The organism is Pseudomonas sp. AC211 (genome assembly GCF_979258055.1).
Genome location: NZ_OZ409830.1, coordinates 4,568,112 through 4,588,101, shown reverse-complemented (window position 1 = coordinate 4,588,101; position 19,990 = coordinate 4,568,112). Strand labels below are relative to the sequence as shown.

Sequence of the window (19,990 nt, the reverse complement as noted above, 5' to 3'; positions counted from 1 at the left end):
ATGACTGATCAAGTGACCAACGAAGGCGCTGCTCAAGGCGCTGAAAACCCACAATTCTCCCTGCAACGCATCTACGTGCGCGACCTGTCGTTCGAAGCACCGAAAAGCCCGGAAATCTTCCGTCAGGAATGGGCGCCAAGCGTTGCCATGGACCTCAACACCCGCCAAAAGGCCTTGGAAGGCGACTTCCACGAAGTGGTGTTGACCCTGTCGGTTACCGTTAAAACCGGCGAAGAAACCGCCTTTATTGCTGAAGTGCAGCAGGCCGGTATCTTCCTGATCAAGGGCCTGGACGCGGCGTCCATGAGCCACACCCTCGGTGCCTTCTGCCCGAACATTCTGTTCCCGTACGCGCGCGAAACCCTGGACAGCCTGGTGGTTCGTGGTTCGTTCCCGGCACTGATGCTTGCCCCGGTTAACTTCGACGCCCTGTACGCCCAGGAACTGGCGCGTATGCAGGCCGAAGGCGCAGGTGCTGCTCAGCACTAAGCTTTGCCGATACAAAAAAGGCGCCCCCGTGGGGCGCCTTTTTTGTTTGAGAAGATCAAGACCATCGAGGCCGACCGGACCGGCAACTCCCACAGGAATCGAGGTTTCCCTATAGGAGCGGCTTTAGCCGCGACGCTGTTTAGATTTACTCATCGCCCGCCGCGAAGTCGTAATCCATCGACTGGCTCGGCCCCTGCAAGTAGTAACCCTGAATGTAGTTCACGCCCGCCTGCCACAAGGTGGCGAGCACGCTGGCGCTTTCCACGAACGGCACGATGGTCAGCTTGGCTTGCGCGTGCAGGCTGCTGAGCAGGGTTTTCAGCGCTTCCTGAGCGTCGGCGTTGCTCAGGTCCTGAGAGAACGAACCGTCGACTTTGACGAAATCGACGCTCAGGTGCTTCAGGGTGTTGAACGGGTTGAGCGCACAGCCGAACTGGCTGAGGGCGACTTTGCAGTGCAGTTCCGCCAGCCCCTGAGTCAGCGCCTTGGCCTGTTTCAGGTAGGTGGTGGCATCCGGCTCGCTGAGCTGGAAGGCCAGCGCATCGGACGGCAAACGAGCGGCTTTAAGCGCCACGCTCAGCCACGGCAACAGCGTCTGGTCTTGCACGCTGGCTTGCGATAGGTGCACGAACAGGCAGGTGTTGTGGCCTTTGGAGCGGTGGTCGGCGAGCAGCTTGATGGAGTTGAGGATTACCCAGCGATCAATCTTCTCGGCCAGGCCCGCGTCGCGCGCCGCCTCGAGGAATTCGCCGGGCGGCACTTCAACGCCTTGCGGGTTGAGCAGGCGCAGCAGCACTTCGTAGTGCTCATTGCTGTCGCCGCGCAGGCTGATGATCGGCTGGAACAGCAGGCGGAAGCTGTTGTTCTCCAGCGCCTGCTGAACCATGGCGACGATATTGCCGCGATTCGCCGCAGCGGCCAATTCCTGGGCCGGATTGTAGAGCTTGATGGCGTTGCCATCCCCCAACTCGTCGGCGCAGCGGTGGGCGCGGTCGATCACTTCCTGCGCTTTTGGCGTTTTCTCGTTGAGACCAGCCACGCCGATAGACAGGCTGGTTTGCACCGTGCGGCCGCTGACGTCGAACATGTGCCCTTCGACTTTTTTCAGCAGGGCGGCAAGCTCGCCTTGCGCCTGTTCCGGCGTCTTGCCCGGTTGCAATACGGTAAATACGTCGTCACCGAAACGGGCCAATTGCGACTCATCACTGAAGTGCTCGCGCAGCAGGTTGGCCAGATCAGTGAGCAGCAGGTCGATGCCCGCCAGCCCGGTTTCCGCCAGCAGGTTGCTGTAGCGGTCGACGCGGATATAGCTGAGCGTGCCCGGCTGGCCGGCATTTACTGCGCGCTCGGCGGCGGCGTCCATCAGCTCAATGAAGTGGCTGCGGTTGAACAGGCCGGTAACCAGGTCTTGGCTGCTGATTTCACGCAGCTTTTCTTCCAGTTCGGCGTTGCCGGTTTCGGCGCGAATCACCACCTGAATGCACGGTTCGCTGTCGTAGGTGGCGGGCGAGAAACTCATGCGCGCCTGGAAGGTCTGGCCGTTGGCTTTTACGCCGCTGCACGTCAGCTCGGCGCTGCCTTCGGCGCTCTGGTAGTTCTTAAGGAAATCTTTGAAGTTGGCGTGATCGCAGCCGGAGATCAGGTCGATCATCGGCATGCCTTCGAGCTCGTCGGCATCTTCGTAGTCGAACAGCTTCAAGTACGCGCGGTTGGCGTAAATGTGCATGCCGTCGTGAACGTAGGTGATCGCATCCACCGAGCTGTCGAGCAGCAACTGGCAGCGCTTCTCGGCTTCGCGCAGGGCAATTTCCGCGACGCGGCGACCACGGCGTTCTTCGAGGTTGGCCAGCTCACGGTTGGCGACCAGAATCAGGCGTTCGTCTTCACCTTGCGGCAAGGCGTCTTGCGCGCCGAGTGCGAGGGCTTCGGTGATGGCGTCGGGGTCGTTGTCAGCGGTGAGCTGAATCAGCGGAATATCTTTGGCCTGGCGGCGAATCGCATTGATCGCTTCGCTAGGGTCGAGGTTTTCACTGCTCGGCGCGGCAATCAGTAGATCCCAGCTTTGCTGGAGTGCGGTAGCCAGGTCGTCACTGGACGTCAGACGGTGCACGCGCGTGGCGCGACCGGCATTGCGGAACAGGCTGACGAGACGCTCGGCCTCGTTCTGCGAGTCCTCGAGAATCAGCAGCCGGATGGTTTTCTTTTCGATGGCCATGGCGTGTGCTTAGACTGCGCCGAACGGGCGCGAAAAGGCGACAAAGGGGGTGTGCGGCGCAATCTACAGTGACTTCCAAAGTGAGTCAAAGTCTTCCTCGCCGCCCGCGCTTTGGGTTTTCGGCGCTGTGACCGGCTTCCCTTGTTCGGGGGTCGCCTGCTCTACAACGCGGTACTCGAACTGGTTAAAACTGCCGGTGCTGGTTTGCTTGCGACTCAGCACCGCGCGGCGTTCTTCGCCGTTCAAATTGATTTGAACCTTGTTGCCTTCCTGGAATGGCAAGCGCGCCGTAATGACGGTGGCGGGCCGCGAAATAGCGCTGATTTCCGGCAGCAGCAGCGCACGCAGGTATTGGCTGTTCTGATCCGCTTTACGCAGCAGTTGCAGGCCGCACGGCTGGGCGTGCGGCGCGATCAGCTCAATGCCCATTTGCGTGCCGCCACCGCGCACTTGGCGAATCCAGCGCACTAACGCCACGCTCCAGCTCTGCTCGGGCGAGTCTTGCACACCGAGTAGCTCGCCGGCTTGCAGCTGGCTGGGCACTTCTTTCGGCCAGCTCAGGCAATAGCCGCCGGGGCTGTGGTTGACGATGGGAAGCTCGAAGGTCGCGTAGTTGTTTTCTGCCGCGCCTGTGGCGGACTCGGCTTCACCCGCCGGCCGTTGGTATTGGATTTCTTCGTGGGGCAGACCACCGTTCCAATCCACGTTGGCTTGCGCGTCGAAGGCATTGCGCCAGATGTCCTTGGCGTCGGCATTGACGGCTTTGAAGCTCGCGGTCTGACGTTCTTCCTGACGCTTGAGCACTTCGTTGAATGGCTTGCCGCCGGCCAGGAAAAAATGCAAAGCGCTCATGCCCAGGCACAGTCGCAAGCTGCCGTGGCCGGCGTTGCGTTGGAAGGTGCGTTCGGCGATGTCGCCCCAGGCCGAGCCGAGGTGTTGCAGCAGGTCGATGCTCATGCCTTCGGGCACCAGCAAGCGCGACGTTGCACGGTTCTCGGGCTCCATCATCAGGTGCTCTTTGATCGCATCCACCAACGGCTGCGGATCAATGCCGAGCAAGCTTTGCAGTTCGTTGTCATGGAACAGCGATTTGTAGCGCGGCGGGCCGTCGACCTGCGAGGGCACGGCGAAGAGGCTGCCGGGTTCGTCCGCCGCCTGAAGGTGCACCATCGAGCTCCACGCGCCGAGCACTTCAGCCAGCTTCGCGATGCCGTTCTGGCGCATCTGGTTGGTGCGCGCGCAGCCCAGCAGCAGGGCAATCAGGTAGGTCTGCTCGACGCTTAGCCCTTTGGTGTGCAGCGCCATGTCGTCGCGCACGACGATGGTTTGCAGCGCACTGTTTTGGGCAATTTGGTAGAGCTTGTGCAATTCCAGCCAGAGCCCTTCGGGTACCGGGCAATATAACTGGCTCGCGCGAATCAGCGGGCCGCACAAGCAGTGGCAGGCACGTTGAATGGCGATGGTCAGAAGCTGCATCTGGTTGCGCTCGCGGCTGTTGCGCGGCGCTTCCTGGGAGACGATCAGTTTGTAGCCGGCCGCGAGATGGTTTTCCAAGGCCTGGCAAAGGTTGGCCACTTTGCGCGGACGCTCATCGAGCACGATGGCCTGATTGAGGAAGTGACGTTCCAAATGCTTGCTGACGAAATAGACTTCAGCACGCAACAGTTCAAGCAGCTGCAGGCGATTTTCGGCAGGGGTGATGAGTTGATTGAGCTCGACCAGGCATTGATAAAGCTGGCGGGCTGTTTCGCCCAGATTGGCCTTCGGCAAGCCGGCGATCCAGCGTTTGAGATCGCGAGGGCTGGAGTCACAGAACGAAAGTTTCTGCTGGTTTGGCGTCGGTACACGTAGCAGCAGGTGGGGATTCTGTTTATCCATGTAACTCGTAATCCATCTGGCTGGACACTCCTGCGCACGGTGGCGTGGCGAGTCGATCTGAATGTCGGTTTTCCGAACTCTAGCAGCATCTTGCCATACCCGCAGCCAATCGAGGGTATGGCCAAGATGGCGATTTGCCTTTGCCGGTCGAGGTTTGTAAAGCGTAAGACCTCAAGCCGGACTCAGATGTTCAACGGCACTGCACGGGGCTCGTGCCGTGCACGCATTTCAGCGCGCGTCGGCTAGGCGCTCGCCCATGCGCGTTGCGCTGCCGGCAACCATGTGTTCGGCCCACTTAACCTGGTTCGGCCCGAACAGCACGATGGCCGTGGAGCCCAGCTTGAAGCGGCCCAGTTCAGCGCCTTTTGCCAGTTCAATGGGGCCGCGCGCCGCTGCGTCATAACGGGTGGTTTTCAGCAGGCGTGTCGGTGGCGCAACCTGGCCGGCCCACACCGTTTCGATGGCCGCAACGATCATCGCGCCCACCAGCACCACCGCCATGGGGCCGCGCTCGGTGTCGAAAATGCAGACTAAACGCTCATTGCGTGCGAACAACTCCGGCACGTTTTCCGCTGTGGTCTGGTTCACCGAGAACAGTCGTCCGGGCACGTAAACCATTTCCTTCAACGTGCCTGCCAACGGCATGTGCACACGGTGGTAATCCTTGGGCGACAGGTAAATGGTGGCGAACTCGCCGCCCATGAACGGCGCTGCGCGTTCAGCCTCGCCGCCCAACAGTTCCACGGCGCTGAAGCTGTGGCCTTTGGCTTGGAACAGGCGGCCGTGTTCGATCGGGCCAAGCTGGCTAACGGCGCCGTCGGCAGGGCAGAGCACCGCGCCAGGGGTTTCGTCCAATGGCCGTGCGCCGTCTTTCAACGCGCGAGTGAAGAAGGCGTTGAAGTTTTCGTAGGCGGTCGGGTCTTCTACCTGCGCTTCGCTCATGTCCACTTGATACTGTTTGACGAACCACTTGATGAGCGGATTTTTCAGCCACTCGGCGCGGCATTCGGCAATGCAGCCAATGGCCCGCGACAGCAGGTGATGGGGCAGCAAGTATTGGCTGAGGATAAACAAACGATCTTTCATGGATGTTCCTAAACGTTGAATAAGTAGCCGAGGCTTACACCTCGATTGGCGTATCCGGGAGATTGCCCCCACTCGCCCCATGAGCCGGCATACGCCTTCACTCGCGGATAGCCCAGCGCCTTGGCCACCAGGTAGGTGAAGCCGGAGCGGTGATGGGTTTGGCAATGGGTGATGATTTCTTTGTCTTTGCTCAGGCCGAGGCTTTCCAAAATGGCTGGCATATCTTGGCGAATGCGCAGCGCGCGAGCCTGGTCCATGCCCGCAGTCCATTCGAAATTCACCGCGCCAGGAATGTGGCCGCCGCGAGCTGCGACAACTTTTTCGCCGCGGTATTCCGACGGCGCACGGGCGTCCCAGATGCCAAGGTCGGCACTGCCCAGGCGGCTTTGCAGGTACTCGCGGGTGGCGGTTGGGGCCTCCTGAATCGTCACGGCGATTGGCGCTTGTGTGGTCGGCGCCGGGGTGTCGGTGCTGAGTTCAAGTGCTTCCGATTGCCAGGCCAGCAGGCCGCCGTCCAGGTAGTGGTATCCGCTGTGGCCGATCACATCCAGCAACCAGATGAAACGTCCGGCCCAACCGCCGCCTTCATCGTCATACACCACATAAACGGCGTCGGGGTTGTGCCCTAGTTCTGCGAATAACGCTTGCAGCTGCGCGGGTTCTGGCAGCAAACCTGGCGCAGGCGGTTGGCCGAGTTGCGTGCGTTTGGGGTCGACGAAGCGCGCGCCCGGAATGTGCCCTTGGGCATAGCGCGCAGCGCTGGTGAGGTCGACCAGAATCAGCTCGGGCGCAGCGAGGCGCGAGGCGAGTTCAGCGGGTTCGATGACCAGCGGCAAACCAGTGAAGGCGGACATGCATGGCCTCCGGGCCAAGTGGATAGGGGGCAAATTGTAGCGGAAAGGCTAGCGCCCGCGTTTGGCAAAGCTGGCCAAGGCGCGTTCGATGCATTGCGATATTTTGCCAAACGCCTGCACGCAGGGTTCGCTCAGCGGCGTGCCTTGCTGGTCGACGACCAGAATCATCACCACCTTGCCGTTGTTGGCCAGCGAGCGCAGCAGGGTGTGCTCGCCGGGAAACAGGGCTTTCAAGGTTCCGGGCAATAAGGCCGAGAATTGAGCGATGTTGTCCGGGCTCAAGCGCAGTTGCCCTGGCTGCGAAAGCAAACGTTTGAGCACTTGGCTCTGGGTGGCATCGAGAGTCAGCGCTTGCGCTTCTTTGGGAAGGCCGACGATCTGCTGCGTCACCAGGCGCGTTTGCGTTTTATCAGCCAACAACACCAGCGCGCGGCTCATGCCGCAAGCGTCCAATGCGTCGCGAATGCACGCGGTCAATTGCAACAGGTTGGCGAAGGCGCTCGGCTCGCGCAGCAGTTCACGGCAGTGTTGTTGCCAGGCGGGGGAGGTGTCCTTCGGCGGCGGCGCGGGTTCAGCGATGGCTTGCAGATGGCGGGCATTCCACGGCCAGAGCAAGGCATGAGCCGGGTGCCACAAGTCGGTTCCAGGGAATTGCCGCGCACTGGTGACCGCTTGTTGGTGGGTCAGTTGCTGCAAGTCTGCCAGCGGCAGTTGCAAATAAAGCGCGGTGATGCGCTGCCAACGCAAGCTGTGCGGGCAGTCCCAGGCTTGGTGGGAACTCAGCGCTAAAGCATTGGCAAATAAAATGGTGTTGCCCGGGTGCGTCAGCCAGCGCGACAGCGCCGGGTCGGCGTCGAGTAACTGTTGCTGATGCAGCGGCTCTTGATTATTACGTGCGATGTGAAGCGCTTTCGCCAGCAGGCGGCGATCGGTCGCGAGCAGGCGATACGCTTGGATGATCCATTCCGGCAGGCGCCACTGCTCAGCAAGTGCCAGGCAGAGCGTGGGTAGCGTGACGCCGAACAGTTCGCGCTCGACCTTGTGGGTCGGCTCGCCCTTGCCGAGCACCCGCTGTTCCCATTTATCCACCAGCTCGGGATGCGCCGCAGCCAACGGCCAGAGTGGCGACAGAAAGAGCAGGCTGCTCCAGTGGATTTCCTGCCACAGCCGCGCCAGGCGATTGGCAAACAAACCGCTGGCCTGCTGCGAGGCGTGCTGACTGATGAGCTGGATTTGCCGGAGTGCCTTGGGGATTTTTTCCTCGGCAATCACGGGCAACATATTTAGAAGGTCTTCGGTGCGCTTCAAACCCAGGCGCGTGATGGCGATTTCGAGACTCTCCGCCGGCTCGCTCAAGCTGTTGTTGCTTCGGTTGGCTTCACGCAAAACCAACAGGGCAAGCGAGGGGCTCGCTTCGATCACATTGGCGACATCGCGCAACGAACTGCTGCTATTAAGCAGGGAACGCCGAACCCGTTCGTGGGTCGTCGCCAGTATTGGCAGACGAACACTGTCGAGGTGCTTAAGCCAGGTTTTCAGGCTTGATGGTACGGGTGGCAAGGTCGGCATGTTGTTGTGAGCCCATTGGCTTTTAACCTTAACTGGCTATAGTCTGGCGTATAAGTTCCGATAATTAGAAGGGGTGATTTTTATGCCCCTCTCATTGGCTGCGTCTTCCTGACTTTCTAAGTAATCCTTATATGGCAAAAATCATCGGCATCATCGTTGTGTTCGCGTCGGTACTGGGCGGGTACGTTTTATCCCACGGTAAAATCGCGGCGCTTATTCAGCCCTTCGAGGTGATGATTATCGGTGGTGCGGCATTGGGTGCGTTTCTGCAAGCCAACCCCGGCAGCACCTTCATGTCAGTGTTCAAAAAAGCACTGAAAATGTTCGGCAACCGTTTTACTCACGCTTTCTATCTGGAAGTGTTGAGCATGCTTTACGAGATCCTCAACAAGAGTCGCCGCGAGGGCATGATGGCCATCGAGGCCGACGTTGAAGACCCCGCCGCCAGCGCTATTTTCAGCAAATACCCAGGCCTGCTCAAAGACGCCGGCATGACCGCTTTTGTCTGCGACTACTTGCGCATCATGTCGTCCGGCAACATGGCCCCGCATGAACTCGAAGGCCTGTTCGACATGGAATTGGGCAGCCTTAAAGAAGAACTCGAACACAACTCCCACGCCGTAACCCGCATCGCCGACGGCTTGCCCGGTTTCGGTATCGTGGCAGCGGTACTCGGTATCGTGGTGACCATGGCCCTGTTGGGGCAGGTTGAGCAATCGGCCTTGGGCCAACACGTGGGCGCGGCGCTGGTGGGTACGTTCCTCGGTATTCTCGCCGCGTATGGCTTCTTCGGACCCTTGGCCACTTGCCTTGAGCACGATGCCAAGGAAGAGCTGAACGTGTACGAAGCCATCAAGGCTTCGTTGGTTGCATCGGCCTCGGGCATGCCGCCGTCGCTGGCGGTGGAGTTCGGCCGTAAAGTGTTGTTCCCGGCGCATCGACCCAGTTTCAGCGAGCTGGAACAAGCGATTCGCGGTCGCTGATAGATGGACAACAACCAACCCATCATCGTTAAACGCGTCAAGAAATTTGCCGCCGGCCACCACGGTGGCGCATGGAAAATTGCCTTCGCGGACTTCGCCGTTGCCATGATGGCGTTCTTCCTGGTGCTGTGGCTGATGTCCTCTGCCACGCCGGAGCAGAAGAAAGCCATCTCCGGTTATTTCCAGGACCCCGTAGGTTTCAGTGAAAGCGCCAGCCCCTATGTGATTGACCTGGGTGGCACGCCGACGCCAGCGCCGGACAAAACGCTCAATCCCGACGTGAAAGACGCCAAGGCCGCCACCGACACCGCGTCCGATACCGAAAGCGATATTTCTCCGAGCGAAACGCAAGCGGAAAACATCGCCGAAAAACTGGAAAAAGAGCGCCTGGAACTGCTGCTGCAAGAGCTGCAAAACAAGGTTAACGAGAACCCGCAGTTGCAGCGCTTCAAGGATCAGATCCTGTTCGAGATCACCCAGGACGGATTGCGCATTCAGATCATGGACGCCGCCAACCGCCCGATGTTCGACAGCGGCAGCGCCCGTTTGCAAACGTACTTCGAGGACATCCTCATCGCCATGGCGGACACCATCAAAGCGGTGCCCAACAAGATCAGCGTCAGCGGCCACACCGATGCCAAACCGTTTGTAGGCCGTGGTGATTACGGCAACTGGGAGCTGTCGGCCGAGCGCGCCAACGCGGCGCGGCGCACCTTGGTGGCAGGCAGTTACCCGGAAGAGCAAATCGCTCGCGTAGTCGGCTACGCCTCCTCGGCGCTGTTTGATCGCGAAGACCCGATGAACCCGGTGAACCGTCGGATCGACATCATCGTGCTGACCAAAAAGGCTCAGCGCGCTATTGAAGGCGAGCAGGGCGGTGAAGAGGGGTGAGGCGCCGCCAGTCGAAGGCGCTCCGGCCGCACCCGGCGCAGCGCCAGGCGCCGCTCCCGCGCCGGCCGGAACCGCGCCCGGCGCGCAAACCTCGCCAGAGCAATTTCGCGAAAAGCTCAACGTGTTTGATAACGGTGCGTTGCGCGTGGATCAGGCGCGCGAAAACTGAGTGCCGAGCCCAACGTAAAAGGGCCGCGTATCGACGCGGCCTTTTTGTTTCAGTAATCCGACTCGGGAAGAGTCGAGATAATGTGCCGATAGCTCGCCATTCGCTGCGGCTGAATGCGCCCCTCTTCCAGCGCCTTGAGCAACGCACAGCCCGGTTCGCGGTCGTGCTTGCAGTCGCGGAAGCGGCATTGGCCCAGCAGGTCGTGGAACTCGATAAAGCCGGCTTCGACGTCATCGCGGCTGACGTGCACCAAACCAAATTCGCGAATGCCCGGCGAGTCGATCAACTCGCCGCCGTTGGGGAAGTGGAACAAGCGCGCCGTGGTCGTGGTGTGCGTGCCTTTGCCAGTCAGCTCGGACAGCGGGCCGACGCGGGTGTCGACTTCCGGCAGCAAGCTGTTGACCAGCGACGACTTGCCCACACCTGACTGCCCCACAAACACGCTCACGTGTCCATCCAGCTCGGCCTGCAACAACTGCATGCCGTTGCCGTGGTGGGCGGATACTTCCAACAACGGATAACCCAACTGCCGATACACGCCGAGCAGCGCGTTAAGCGCCACGGCGTTTTTATCATCGATCAGGTCGGCTTTGTTGAGCAGCAGCAACGGCCGAATGCCGGCGTGTTCGGCTGCTACCAAATAGCGGTCGATGAGGTTGGCGTGGGGTTCGGGCAGCGGCGCGAAGACGATGACGATCAGGTCGACGTTAGCGGCCACCGGCTTCAGCTGGCCGCGCGTATCGGGACGGCACAGCTCGGTGTGACGGGGCAATTGCGCCACGATCACGCCGATGCCCTGGTTGCCGGCGCGCCACACCACTTGGTCGCCGGTCACCAGCGTTGGCAGGTTGGCCCGTAGGTGGCAGCGGAAAACCTGTCCGGCCAATTCGCCGTCACGCGCCTCGACTTCAACTTGCACGCCGAAGTGCGCAATCACCAGGCCCACCTGCTCGGGGCCGAGATCGCCGCCTTCCAGTGCCTCCAGTGATTGCGACTCCCGCTTGGCGGCGCGGGCGGCGCGCTCGCCTTGAATCTTCTCGATGCGCCAATTTTGACGACGGTTGAGCTGGCGTTTGGCCATGGGACTTCCGATTAAATAAGCAACAAATTGGCGAGCGCGAGCTGCGCTGCCTGCAACGATGCAGATGGCCGGCGAGTTTAGCACGCCGCCCGAGATCGCCGCCGCGCGCCATGGCTGAGCTAAACTGCGCAGCTACGCAGAGGAGCCCCACCATGCAAAACCCGCAGAATCTTATTTGGATCGACCTGGAAATGACCGGCCTGGATCCTGAAACCGACGTAATCATTGAAATGGCCACCATCGTCACCGACAGCAACCTCAACGTGCTGGCCGAAGGCCCGGTGATTGCGGTGCACCAGAATGATGAAACCTTGGCGGCCATGGACGAATGGTGCACCCGCACCCACGGCGAAAGCGGCCTGACCCAGCGCGTGCGCGACAGCAAAATCAGCGCCCAGGAAGCCGAAGCCCAGACCATTGCGTTTCTGGAACAGTGGGTGCCTAAGGGCAAATCGCCGATCTGCGGCAACAGCATCGGCCAGGACCGCCGCTTCCTCTACCGCTACATGCCGAACCTGGAAGCGTATTTCCACTACCGCTACCTCGACGTGTCCACCCTGAAAGAACTGGTGGTTCGCTGGGCGCCGCAGATTCGTGATGGTTTCACCAAGAAGGGCAGCCATTTGGCGCTGGACGACATCTACGACTCGATCGCCGAGCTGAAGTACTACCGCGAGCATTTTATTAAGACGTTTTGATTGGAACGGGCGCACAGCCGTTGGGCTTCGCCTTCGGCTCACCGCTCGCGGACCGAACCTTGCGCCGTCATTCCCGCGTAGGCGGGAATCCAGGGCGTGCAGGCATTCACCGTCCGCGCCGACATTCTGGGTCCCCGCGTTCGCGAGGACGACGGGGGTGGGTTGTTGCTCCGAGCAGGATCGGTCACCCGCCGAGGTGAAGTGCTACCGGGACCGGGCAGCCTGTAGGAGCGGCTTTAGCCGCGATGCTTTTTGCCCTCAAGAGCATCGCGGCTAAAGCCGCTCCCACATAATCGAAAGCATCACCGCCCATGCCGCTCCAGTGCCCATTGCACATGCTCACGCACCATCTCCGAATCATCATCCCGGCGCAGTTCCAGCGCCTCGATAACCGGAATGCTCGACGGCGCATTGCCCAGCCCCACCGCCAAATTGCGCAGCCAGCGCTCGTAGCCGGCCCGGCGTAAAGGCGAGCCTTCGGTACGGCTCAGAAACTCTTCCTCGCTCCAGCGAAACAGCTCGGCAAGTTGTGCATTGTCCAAGCTATGGCGCGGGGCGAAGTCGCTCTGTTCAGTCGGCTTGGCGAAACGGTTCCAGGGGCAGACGATCTGGCAGTCATCGCAGCCAAACACCCGGTTGCCGATCAAGGGGCGCAGGTCGGCAGGAATCGGACCTTTCAGCTCGATGGTCAGGTAAGAAATGCAGCGGCGGGCGTCAAGCACATACGGGCCGACAAAGGCGTTGGTCGGGCAGATATCCAGGCAGGCGGTGCAGCGACCGCAGTGTTCGCTGGTGTGAGGTGCATCGACCGGCAGCGGCACATCGACAAACAGCTCGCCCAGGAAAAAGTAGCTGCCGGCCTTGCGGTTCAGGACCAAGGTGTTCTTGCCGATCCACCCAAGCCCGGCTTGCTCGGCAATGGCTTTTTCCAACACCGGCGCGCTGTCGACAAATGCGCGGTAGCCGAACGGGCCGATGGCTTGCTGAATGCGTTCGGCCAGTTGCTGCAGGCGCTTGCGAATCAGCTTGTGGTAGTCGCGGCCCAGCGCATAGCGCGACACATAGGCGGTTTCCGGCTGGCCAAGCCGCTGCGCCATCAGCGTGTCGCCGGGCAGGTAGTCCATCCGCAGCGAGACCACGCGCAAGGTGCCGGGCACCAACTGTTCGGGGTGCGAGCGTTTGCTGCCATGGGCGCCCATGTAATCCATCTCGCCGTGGTAGCCCGCCGCCAGCCAGCGTTCCAGGTGCGCTTCATGCTCGCCCAATTCCAACCCGGCGATGCCGACTTGCTGAAAACCAAGCTCGCGCCCCCAGTCTTTGATCGACTGGGCGAGGCTGGCAACATCAATGGCAGGGTTGGACATGGGCGCAGGCAACTAAGGCAGAGGTGCGTATAATTCTGCCAGACATCCGAGCCGACTGACGCATGCCGCCTATCAACGACACCCTTCCCGCCGCTTTGCACAGTGCCGCCCAGGTACGTGATCTCGACGCCCGCCTTATTGCGGCAGGCACGCCCGGCTTTGAACTGATGGAGCGTGCCGCCCATGGCGCTTGGCGCGCGTTGCGTCAGCGCTGGCCGCAGGTGAATGAAGTCACGGTGGTGGCGGGGCATGGCAATAATGCGGGTGACGCGTATCTGGTCGCGGCATTGGCCCAGCGTGCTGGGTGGAAGGTACGGGTGTATGCCGTGGGCGATACGGCGCGACTGGTTGGCGATGCCGCCTCTGCTTACGCGCAAGCCAAGCAGGCCGGGATAACGGCGCAACCGTGGCACGCCGATGCGCCATTGGCCGGCGTTGTGGTCGATGGCTTGCTTGGCACGGGGCTAACCGGCGAGGTTCGGCTCCCTATGCCGACGTGATCAGCGCAATCAATGCCAGCGGTCTGCCGGTGCTGGCGCTGGATGTGCCGTCGGGGCTGTGTGCCAACACCGGAACCGCGCTGGGCGAGGCCGTGCGCGCCGACCTCACCGTCACCTTTATTGCATTGAAAGTCGGGCTGTTCACTGGCGAAGCGCCGGCGCTGGTCGGTGAGTTGGTGTTCGATGACCTGCGCGCCGAGCCGGAGTTGGTCGCCGAAACGGCTTATGTGGCCCAGCGGCTAAGCGCTGCCACCCTCGCGCATCTGGCGCCTCGCTCGGCGACCGCGCACAAAGGTCAGTTCGGTCATGTGCTGGTGGTCGGTGGCGATCGTGGCTTTGGCGGCGCCGCCTTGCTTGCCGCCGAGAGCACCTTGCGCTGCGGCGCCGGCCTGGTTTCCTTGGCAACGCGCCCGGAGCATGTGTCGTCCGCGCTGGTGCGTCGCCCGGAAATCATGTGCGCGGGCATCAGCTCGGCCAATCAGTTAACGGCGCTTAGTCAGCGTGCTCACGTGTTGGTGGTGGGGCCCGGCTTGGGGCAGGAAGCCTGGGGGCGTAGTTTGTTTTCCGTCGCCCGCCATGCCGATTTGCCTCAAGTGTGGGACGCCGATGCGCTGAATCTGTTGGCACAAAAGCCCGCAGCGCTCGCCGCTAACAGCGTGATTACGCCGCATCCGGGTGAGGGCGGCGCGCTTGCTCGGTATGTCCACGGCTGAAGTGCAGGCCGACCGCCCCGCAGCGGCACGCGCCTTGGCGAAAAACTTTGCGGCCATCGCGGTACTCAAAGGCGCAGGCAGTTTGATCGCCGCGCCGGATGGCCGCCTGTGCGTATGCGATCACGGTCACCCTGCCATGGCCGGCTCTGGCTTGGGTGATGTGCTGGCCGGTGTGGTCGGTGCATTGCTGGCGCAGGACCTGCCGGCATTCGAGGCGGCTTGCTTGGCGGTTTGGCTGCATGCCCGGGCGGGTGAGCAGTTGGGCGAGCAGGGCCGAGGCCTGGCCGCCAGTGATTTAATCGCGGTAATTCGTCAGCTTTTGCAGGAACAGTCGCCATGTCTGATGTGAGTGTGGATATCTATAAAGCGGACGAAGCGTCGATGCTGGAGCTGGGGGCGCGCATCGCTGAGGTCACCGGTGGGCGCGGCATCATTTACTTGCATGGCGATTTGGGTGCAGGGAAAACCACCCTGTCGCGCGGCATTATTCGCGGGCTGGGTCATACCGGTGCGGTGAAAAGTCCGACGTTCACCCTGGTAGAGCCCTATGAGCTGGGCGGGGTGCGCGCCTTTCATTTTGACCTTTACCGCCTCGTCGATCCCGAAGAGCTAGAGTTTCTGGGCATTCGCGATTACTTCGAAGGCGATGCCCTGTGCCTGATCGAATGGCCGCAGCGCGGTGTTGGCGTTTTGCCAAAGGCGGACGTGGACATTACCATTAGCCCCCACAAGAGCGGGCGCCTGCTGCGTTTTACGCCGCACAACGGATTGGGCGAGGCCTGGTGTGCCGCCTTAGCCAAATACGAAAAGCATCAATAAGAGAGTGGGGTTGGGTATGCGCATGCGCGCGCTGGTTACCGGGGTTGCTGTGCTGCTTGCCGTATTGGCTGCCGATTTAGTGGCTGCGGCCGATATCAAAAGCGTACGGCTGTGGCGCGCGCCGGATAACACCCGCCTGGTGTTCGACCTGTCGGGCCCGGTGACCCACAGCGTGTTTACCCTGACGTCGCCCAACCGCATCGTCATCGACGTAAACGGCGCGACGCTGGCGACCAAGCTCGAACAGCTGTCGATTGCCAATACGCCGATCACCAGCGTGCGGTCGGCGCAGCGTTCGCCCACCGACCTACGCATTGTTATCGACCTGTCCTCCCCGGTCACGCCCAAGAGCTTTAGCCTGGCGCCGAACCAGCAGTACGGTGACCGTCTGGTAGTCGACCTGTTCGACCAAGGCGCCGACAGTTCGCCAAGCCTGCCGTCGACCACCACCGCTGCCGCGCCGCAGGTGCCGGTAACGCCGACCCAGCCGCTGCCCAAGCTGACGCCACCAGACCCGAGCGGCAAGCGCGACATCGTGATCGCTATTGACGCTGGTCACGGCGGCGAAGACCCCGGCGCCCTCGGCCCGCGCGGTGCTCGTGAGAAGGATGTGGTGCTGGGCATCGCTCGCGAGCTGCAACGCCAAATCAACGGCACCAAAGGCTACCGCGCCGAGCTGGTGCGCACCGGCGACTACTTTATTCCGCTGCGCAAACGCACCGAGATTGCCCGCAAGAAGGGCGCTGATCTGTTTGTGTCTATTCACGCCGACGCCGCGCCGAGTAAATCGGCGTTCGGTGCGTCGGTGTTCGCCCTGTCAGATCGCGGCGCCACCTCGGAAACGGCACGCTGGCTGGCCGACAGTGAAAACCGCTCCGACTTGATTGGCGGCGCGGGCAACGTCAGCCTCGACGACAAAGACCCGATGCTGGCCGGTGTGCTGCTGGACTTGTCGATGACGGCGTCGCTGTCCTCCAGCCTCAACGTCGGCCAGAAGGTACTCACCAACCTTGGCAGCGTGACGTCGCTGCACAAACGTCGCGTTGAACAGGCCGGGTTTATGGTGCTGAAGTCTCCGGATATTCCTTCCATCCTGGTCGAGACCGGGTTTATCTCCAACCCGAATGAATCCTTGAAGCTGGCCAGCGGCAGCCACCAGCAATCGCTGGCGCGCTCGATCTCCAGCGGCGTGCGCCAGTTCTTCCAACAGAACCCGCCACCGGGCACCTACATCGCCTGGATGCGTGACTCCGGCAAGATCGCCCCCGGCCCGCGTGACCATCTGGTGACCCCCGGTGAAAGCCTGGCGATGATTGCCCAGCGTTATCAGGTGACGCAGGCCGCCATTCGCTCGGCCAACAATTTGAAAACCGATTCCCTGAAAGTTGGCCAGCATCTGCAAATTCCACCAACGGCTTTGGCGGCGCAGCCATGACGGTGGTGGAGTTGACTCAGGCGCGTATCGAGCTGCTGAGCCCTCGGCTGGCGAACCAGATCGCTGCTGGCGAGGTGGTTGAACGTCCGGCCTCGGTAATCAAAGAATTGCTGGAAAACAGCCTCGACTCTGGCGCATCGCGTATCGATGTCGATGCCGAATTGGGCGGAACCAAGCTCTTGCGCGTGCGCGACGACGGCAGTGGTATCGCTGCCGACGACTTGCCGCTCGCACTGGCGCGTCACGCGACCAGCAAGATTCGTGAGCTTGAAGACCTCGAAAGCGTCATGAGCATGGGCTTTCGCGGTGAGGCGCTGGCGTCCATCAGCTCTGTCGCGCGCCTGACCCTTACCTCGCGCACCGCGGATGCCGAGCAGGCCTGGCAGGTTGAAACCGAAGGCCGCGACATGGCACCCCGCGTGCAGCCAGCGGCACATCCGGTCGGCACGTCGGTGGAAGTGCGCGACCTGTTCTTCAATACGCCGGCGCGGCGCAAATTTCTCAAGGCTGAAAAAACCGAATTCGACCACCTTCAAGAGGTGGTCAAGCGCTTGGCGTTGGCGCGCTTCGACGTGGCGTTCCATCTGCGCCATAACGGCAAAAGCGTGCTCGCCTTGCACGAAGCCCATGACGAAGCCGCCCGCGCTCGCCGGGTTGCGGCGGTGTGTGGGCCTGCGTTTTTGGAGCAGGCGCTGCCCATCGAAATCGAGCGCAACGGCTTGCGGATGTGGGGTTGGGTAGGGCTGCCGACGTTCTCCCGAAGCCAAGCCGATCTGCAGTATTTCTATGTGAACGGTCGCGCGGTCCGCGACAAGCTGGTCGCCCATGCGGTGCGCCAGGCGTATCGCGACGTGTTGTTTAACGGTCGCCATCCGACGTTTGTACTGTTCCTTGAAATCGACCCATCGGTGGTCGACGTCAACGTTCATCCCACCAAACACGAAGTGCGGTTCCCGTGATGGCCGCATGGTGCATGACTTTCTATATGGCACCTTGCACCGCGCGCTGGGTGAGGTTCGCCCGGAAGATCAACTGGCCGCGCCCGCAGCGGTTGCCGGCATGCTGCGGCCGACCGGGCAGGCAGCGGGGGAGTTCGGCCCGCAAAACGAGATGAGCCTGTCGGCCAATGTGTTGGAGCGTCCGGCTTCGGACAATGTCTGGCGCGCGCCGGGCAGCGGGTATCAGGGCGGCTACCAGGCGGCGCGTCCGTCGCAAAGCCTTCCCGTGGCAGAAACTCAGGGCGTGTATCGCGACTATTTCGCCCCGCTTGCTGCCGGCGGCGCGCCAACGGCCTTGCCTGAAAACCAGGGCGACATTCCGCCGTTGGGCTATGCGTTGGCGCAGCTTAAAGGCGTGTACATCCTCGCCGAGAACGCCATCGGCATGGTGCTGGTGGACATGCACGCCGCACACGAACGCATCACCTATGAGCGCCTGAAAGTCGCCATGGCCAGCGAAGGCTTGAGCGGGCAGCCGTTGCTGGTGCCTGAATCGATTGCCGTGAGCCAGCGTGAGGCTGATTGCGCGGAGGAGCATGCCGCGTGGTTCCAGCGTCTGGGTTTTGAGTTGCAGCGGCTTGGCCCGGAAACCCTGGCGATTCGCCAGATTCCAGCATTGCTCAAGCAGGCTGAGGCCAATCGACTGGTGCACGACGTGGTGGCTGACTTGATGGAGTACGGCACCAGCGACCGTATTCAGGCGCATCTCAATGAGCTGCTGGGCACCATGGCCTGCCACGGCGCAGTGCGCGCCAATCGCCGCCTGACTATTCCGGAAATGAACGGTTTGCTGCGGGATATGGAAAGCACCGAGCGCAGCGGCCAATGCAACCACGGTCGACCGACCTGGACGCAGCTGGGCATGGACGACCTCGACAAACTATTCATGCGCGGCCGCTAAAGGACCTTCGTTATGTCCAGTCGCCTGCCTCCGGCGATTTTCCTTATGGGGCCGACTGCCGCCGGCAAGACCGACCTGGCCATTGAGCTGAGCCAGCACCTGCCCTGCGAGTTGATCAGCGTCGACTCGGCGCTGGTGTATCGCGGCATGGATATCGGCACGGCCAAGCCGTCCAAAGCGCTGCTCGCCGAGTATCCGCACCGTCTTATCGATATTCGCGACCCGGCTGAACCCTATTCGGCAGCAGACTTTTGCACCGATGCGCTTGCAGCGATGGCTGAAATCACCGCGCGCGGGCGCATTCCGCTGTTGGTGGGCGGCACCATGTTGTATTACAAGGCGCTTCAAGACGGGCTGGCCGATATGCCGCCTGCCGATGCGGCCGTTCGCGCGCAGTTGGAGCAGCGCGCGGCGGCAGAGGGTTGGGATGTGCTGCATCGCGAATTGGCGGCGGTGGACCCAGCGTCGGCGGCGCGTATTCACCCCAACGATCCGCAGCGACTGTCGCGCGCCCTGGAAGTGTATTTGGTCAGCGGCCAGACCATGACGTCGCATCGAGAGCGTCAAGCCGCTCAAAACGGCGGTTCTAGCACAGCTGGCGGCTCGCAATTCCCCTATACTGTCGCCAGTTTGGCCATCGCACCGGCGGAGCGCCACGTACTGCACGCGCGCATTGCCGAAAGATTTATGGCCATGATGGAACAGGGCTTTGTCGAAGAGGTCGAAAACCTGCGAAATAGAGGTGACCTGCACGTAGGATTGCCGTCTATACGGGCTGTGGGTTATCGACAGGTTTGGGATTACCTCGACGGCAGCCTGACGCGAGAGCAAATGGTCGAGCGTGGCATTATCGCCACCCGTCAATTAGCCAAAAGACAGTTCACCTGGTTGCGCGGATGGTCCAATCTGCACTGGCTAGACAGTCTGGCTTGCGACAATCTACCGCGCACCTTGAAATACTTGAAGTCGGTCTCCATATTGGACTGAGACCTTGCTTATAGCCGTCTATCCTTGGGGGTACTGCGGCGAAGTCCACCACTTTTCATACTATAACTATCGATCTCCAAAGGAGTGCGGCACATGTCAAAAGGGCATTCGCTACAAGACCCTTACCTCAATACCCTGCGTAAGGAACGCGTACCGGTTTCAATTTATTTGGTTAACGGCATCAAGCTGCAAGGCCAGATCGAATCCTTCGACCAGTTTGTTATTTTGCTGAAGAACACTGTCAGCCAAATGGTCTACAAGCACGCCATCTCCACCGTGGTACCGAGCCGTCCGGTTCGTCTGCCTAGCGCGACGGAAGGCGAGCAAGTCGAAGCAGAACCAGGTAACGCCTGATAGGGG

General features: G+C 61.3%; 15 protein-coding genes and 3 pseudogenes. 11 read left to right on the top strand and 7 right to left on the bottom strand.

What is annotated here, in order from left to right; translation table 11 throughout:
• Complete coding sequence (gene secB, locus ACZZZP_RS21635; protein ID WP_122451596.1) at positions 1–489, top strand: protein-export chaperone SecB; 489 nt, start codon at positions 1–3, stop codon at positions 487–489.
• A 145-nt stretch (positions 490–634) separates the two neighbouring features.
• On the opposite strand, the gene ACZZZP_RS21630 is transcribed toward secB, so the two are convergent.
• The 5 genes and pseudogenes from ACZZZP_RS21630 to ACZZZP_RS21610 form a co-directional block, all read right to left on the bottom strand.
• The gene (locus ACZZZP_RS21630; protein WP_463384072.1) at positions 635–2,704 is read right to left on the bottom strand and encodes an EAL domain-containing protein; all 2,070 of its coding nucleotides are present in this window, start codon (positions 2,702–2,704) and stop codon (positions 635–637) included.
• A gap of 63 nt (positions 2,705–2,767) precedes the next feature.
• A complete protein-coding gene (locus tag ACZZZP_RS21625) occupies positions 2,768–4,582 on the bottom strand; it encodes a molecular chaperone (RefSeq protein WP_463384071.1) in 1,815 nt (604 codons plus the stop codon).
• A 228-nt stretch (positions 4,583–4,810) separates the two neighbouring features.
• Positions 4,811–5,668 (bottom strand): archaetidylserine decarboxylase, encoded by an 858-nt coding sequence (gene asd, locus ACZZZP_RS21620; RefSeq protein ID WP_463384070.1) that lies wholly within the window; start codon positions 5,666–5,668, stop codon positions 4,811–4,813.
• 34 nt (positions 5,669–5,702) lie between these two features.
• Positions 5,703–6,522 (bottom strand): annotated as a pseudogene (locus ACZZZP_RS21615) (rhodanese-like domain-containing protein).
• A gap of 48 nt (positions 6,523–6,570) precedes the next feature.
• On the bottom strand, positions 6,571–8,091 hold the full coding sequence (locus ACZZZP_RS21610; protein ID WP_122491962.1) for an HDOD domain-containing protein: 1,521 nt from the start codon (positions 8,089–8,091) through the stop codon (positions 6,571–6,573).
• A gap of 131 nt (positions 8,092–8,222) precedes the next feature.
• Here ACZZZP_RS21610 and motA point away from each other — a divergent pair, with 131 nt between their 5' ends.
• Genes motA through ACZZZP_RS21595 form a run of 3 tightly spaced genes read left to right on the top strand, consistent with a single transcriptional unit; the run spans position 8,223 to position 10,134 of the window.
• Positions 8,223–9,074, top strand: coding sequence for a flagellar motor stator protein MotA (gene motA, locus ACZZZP_RS21605; protein ID WP_463384068.1), 852 nt, complete (start codon positions 8,223–8,225; stop codon positions 9,072–9,074).
• 3 nt (positions 9,075–9,077) lie between these two features.
• Complete coding sequence (gene motB, locus ACZZZP_RS21600; RefSeq protein WP_463536834.1) at positions 9,078–9,965, top strand: flagellar motor protein MotB; 888 nt, start codon at positions 9,078–9,080, stop codon at positions 9,963–9,965.
• Entirely contained in the window at positions 9,952–10,134 is a 183-nt protein-coding gene (locus tag ACZZZP_RS21595) for a hypothetical protein (protein WP_463536833.1), read from the top strand. Before motB ends, ACZZZP_RS21595 begins: the two co-directional genes overlap by 14 nt.
• 49 nt (positions 10,135–10,183) lie before the next feature.
• Here the strand turns inward: ACZZZP_RS21595 and rsgA are convergent, their stop codons facing one another.
• Positions 10,184–11,215: a small ribosomal subunit biogenesis GTPase RsgA gene (gene rsgA, locus ACZZZP_RS21590; protein WP_463384066.1), complete on the bottom strand. Its 1,032-nt coding sequence runs from the start codon at positions 11,213–11,215 to the stop codon at positions 10,184–10,186.
• A gap of 152 nt (positions 11,216–11,367) precedes the next feature.
• Here rsgA and orn point away from each other — a divergent pair, with 152 nt between their 5' ends.
• The gene (gene orn / locus ACZZZP_RS21585) at positions 11,368–11,913 is read left to right on the top strand and encodes an oligoribonuclease (protein ID WP_463384065.1); all 546 of its coding nucleotides are present in this window, start codon (positions 11,368–11,370) and stop codon (positions 11,911–11,913) included.
• 302 nt (positions 11,914–12,215) lie between these two features.
• Here orn and queG read toward each other — a convergent pair whose 3' ends face one another.
• Positions 12,216–13,277 (bottom strand): tRNA epoxyqueuosine(34) reductase QueG, encoded by a 1,062-nt coding sequence (gene queG / locus ACZZZP_RS21580; RefSeq protein ID WP_463384064.1) that lies wholly within the window; start codon positions 13,275–13,277, stop codon positions 12,216–12,218.
• A 62-nt stretch (positions 13,278–13,339) separates the two neighbouring features.
• Here queG and ACZZZP_RS21575 point away from each other — a divergent pair.
• From ACZZZP_RS21575 to hfq, 6 genes and pseudogenes are all read left to right on the top strand, one after another.
• Positions 13,340–14,839: pseudogene (locus tag ACZZZP_RS21575) on the top strand (NAD(P)H-hydrate dehydratase).
• Complete coding sequence (gene tsaE / locus ACZZZP_RS21570; protein ID WP_463384062.1) at positions 14,827–15,309, top strand: tRNA (adenosine(37)-N6)-threonylcarbamoyltransferase complex ATPase subunit type 1 TsaE; 483 nt, start codon at positions 14,827–14,829, stop codon at positions 15,307–15,309. The pseudogene ACZZZP_RS21575 and the gene tsaE overlap by 13 nt, the downstream one beginning before the upstream one ends.
• Before the next feature lie 4 nt (positions 15,310–15,313).
• The gene (locus ACZZZP_RS21565) at positions 15,314–16,744 is read left to right on the top strand and encodes an N-acetylmuramoyl-L-alanine amidase (RefSeq protein WP_463384061.1); all 1,431 of its coding nucleotides are present in this window, start codon (positions 15,314–15,316) and stop codon (positions 16,742–16,744) included.
• An 11-nt stretch (positions 16,745–16,755) separates the two neighbouring features.
• A pseudogene (gene mutL / locus ACZZZP_RS21560) lies at positions 16,756–18,643 on the top strand (DNA mismatch repair endonuclease MutL).
• 12 nt (positions 18,644–18,655) lie between these two features.
• Complete coding sequence (gene miaA / locus ACZZZP_RS21555) at positions 18,656–19,630, top strand: tRNA (adenosine(37)-N6)-dimethylallyltransferase MiaA (protein WP_463384059.1); 975 nt, start codon at positions 18,656–18,658, stop codon at positions 19,628–19,630.
• 93 nt (positions 19,631–19,723) lie between these two features.
• Complete coding sequence (hfq, locus tag ACZZZP_RS21550) at positions 19,724–19,984, top strand: RNA chaperone Hfq (protein ID WP_108097895.1); 261 nt, start codon at positions 19,724–19,726, stop codon at positions 19,982–19,984.
• Positions 19,985–19,990 lie beyond the last annotated feature (6 nt).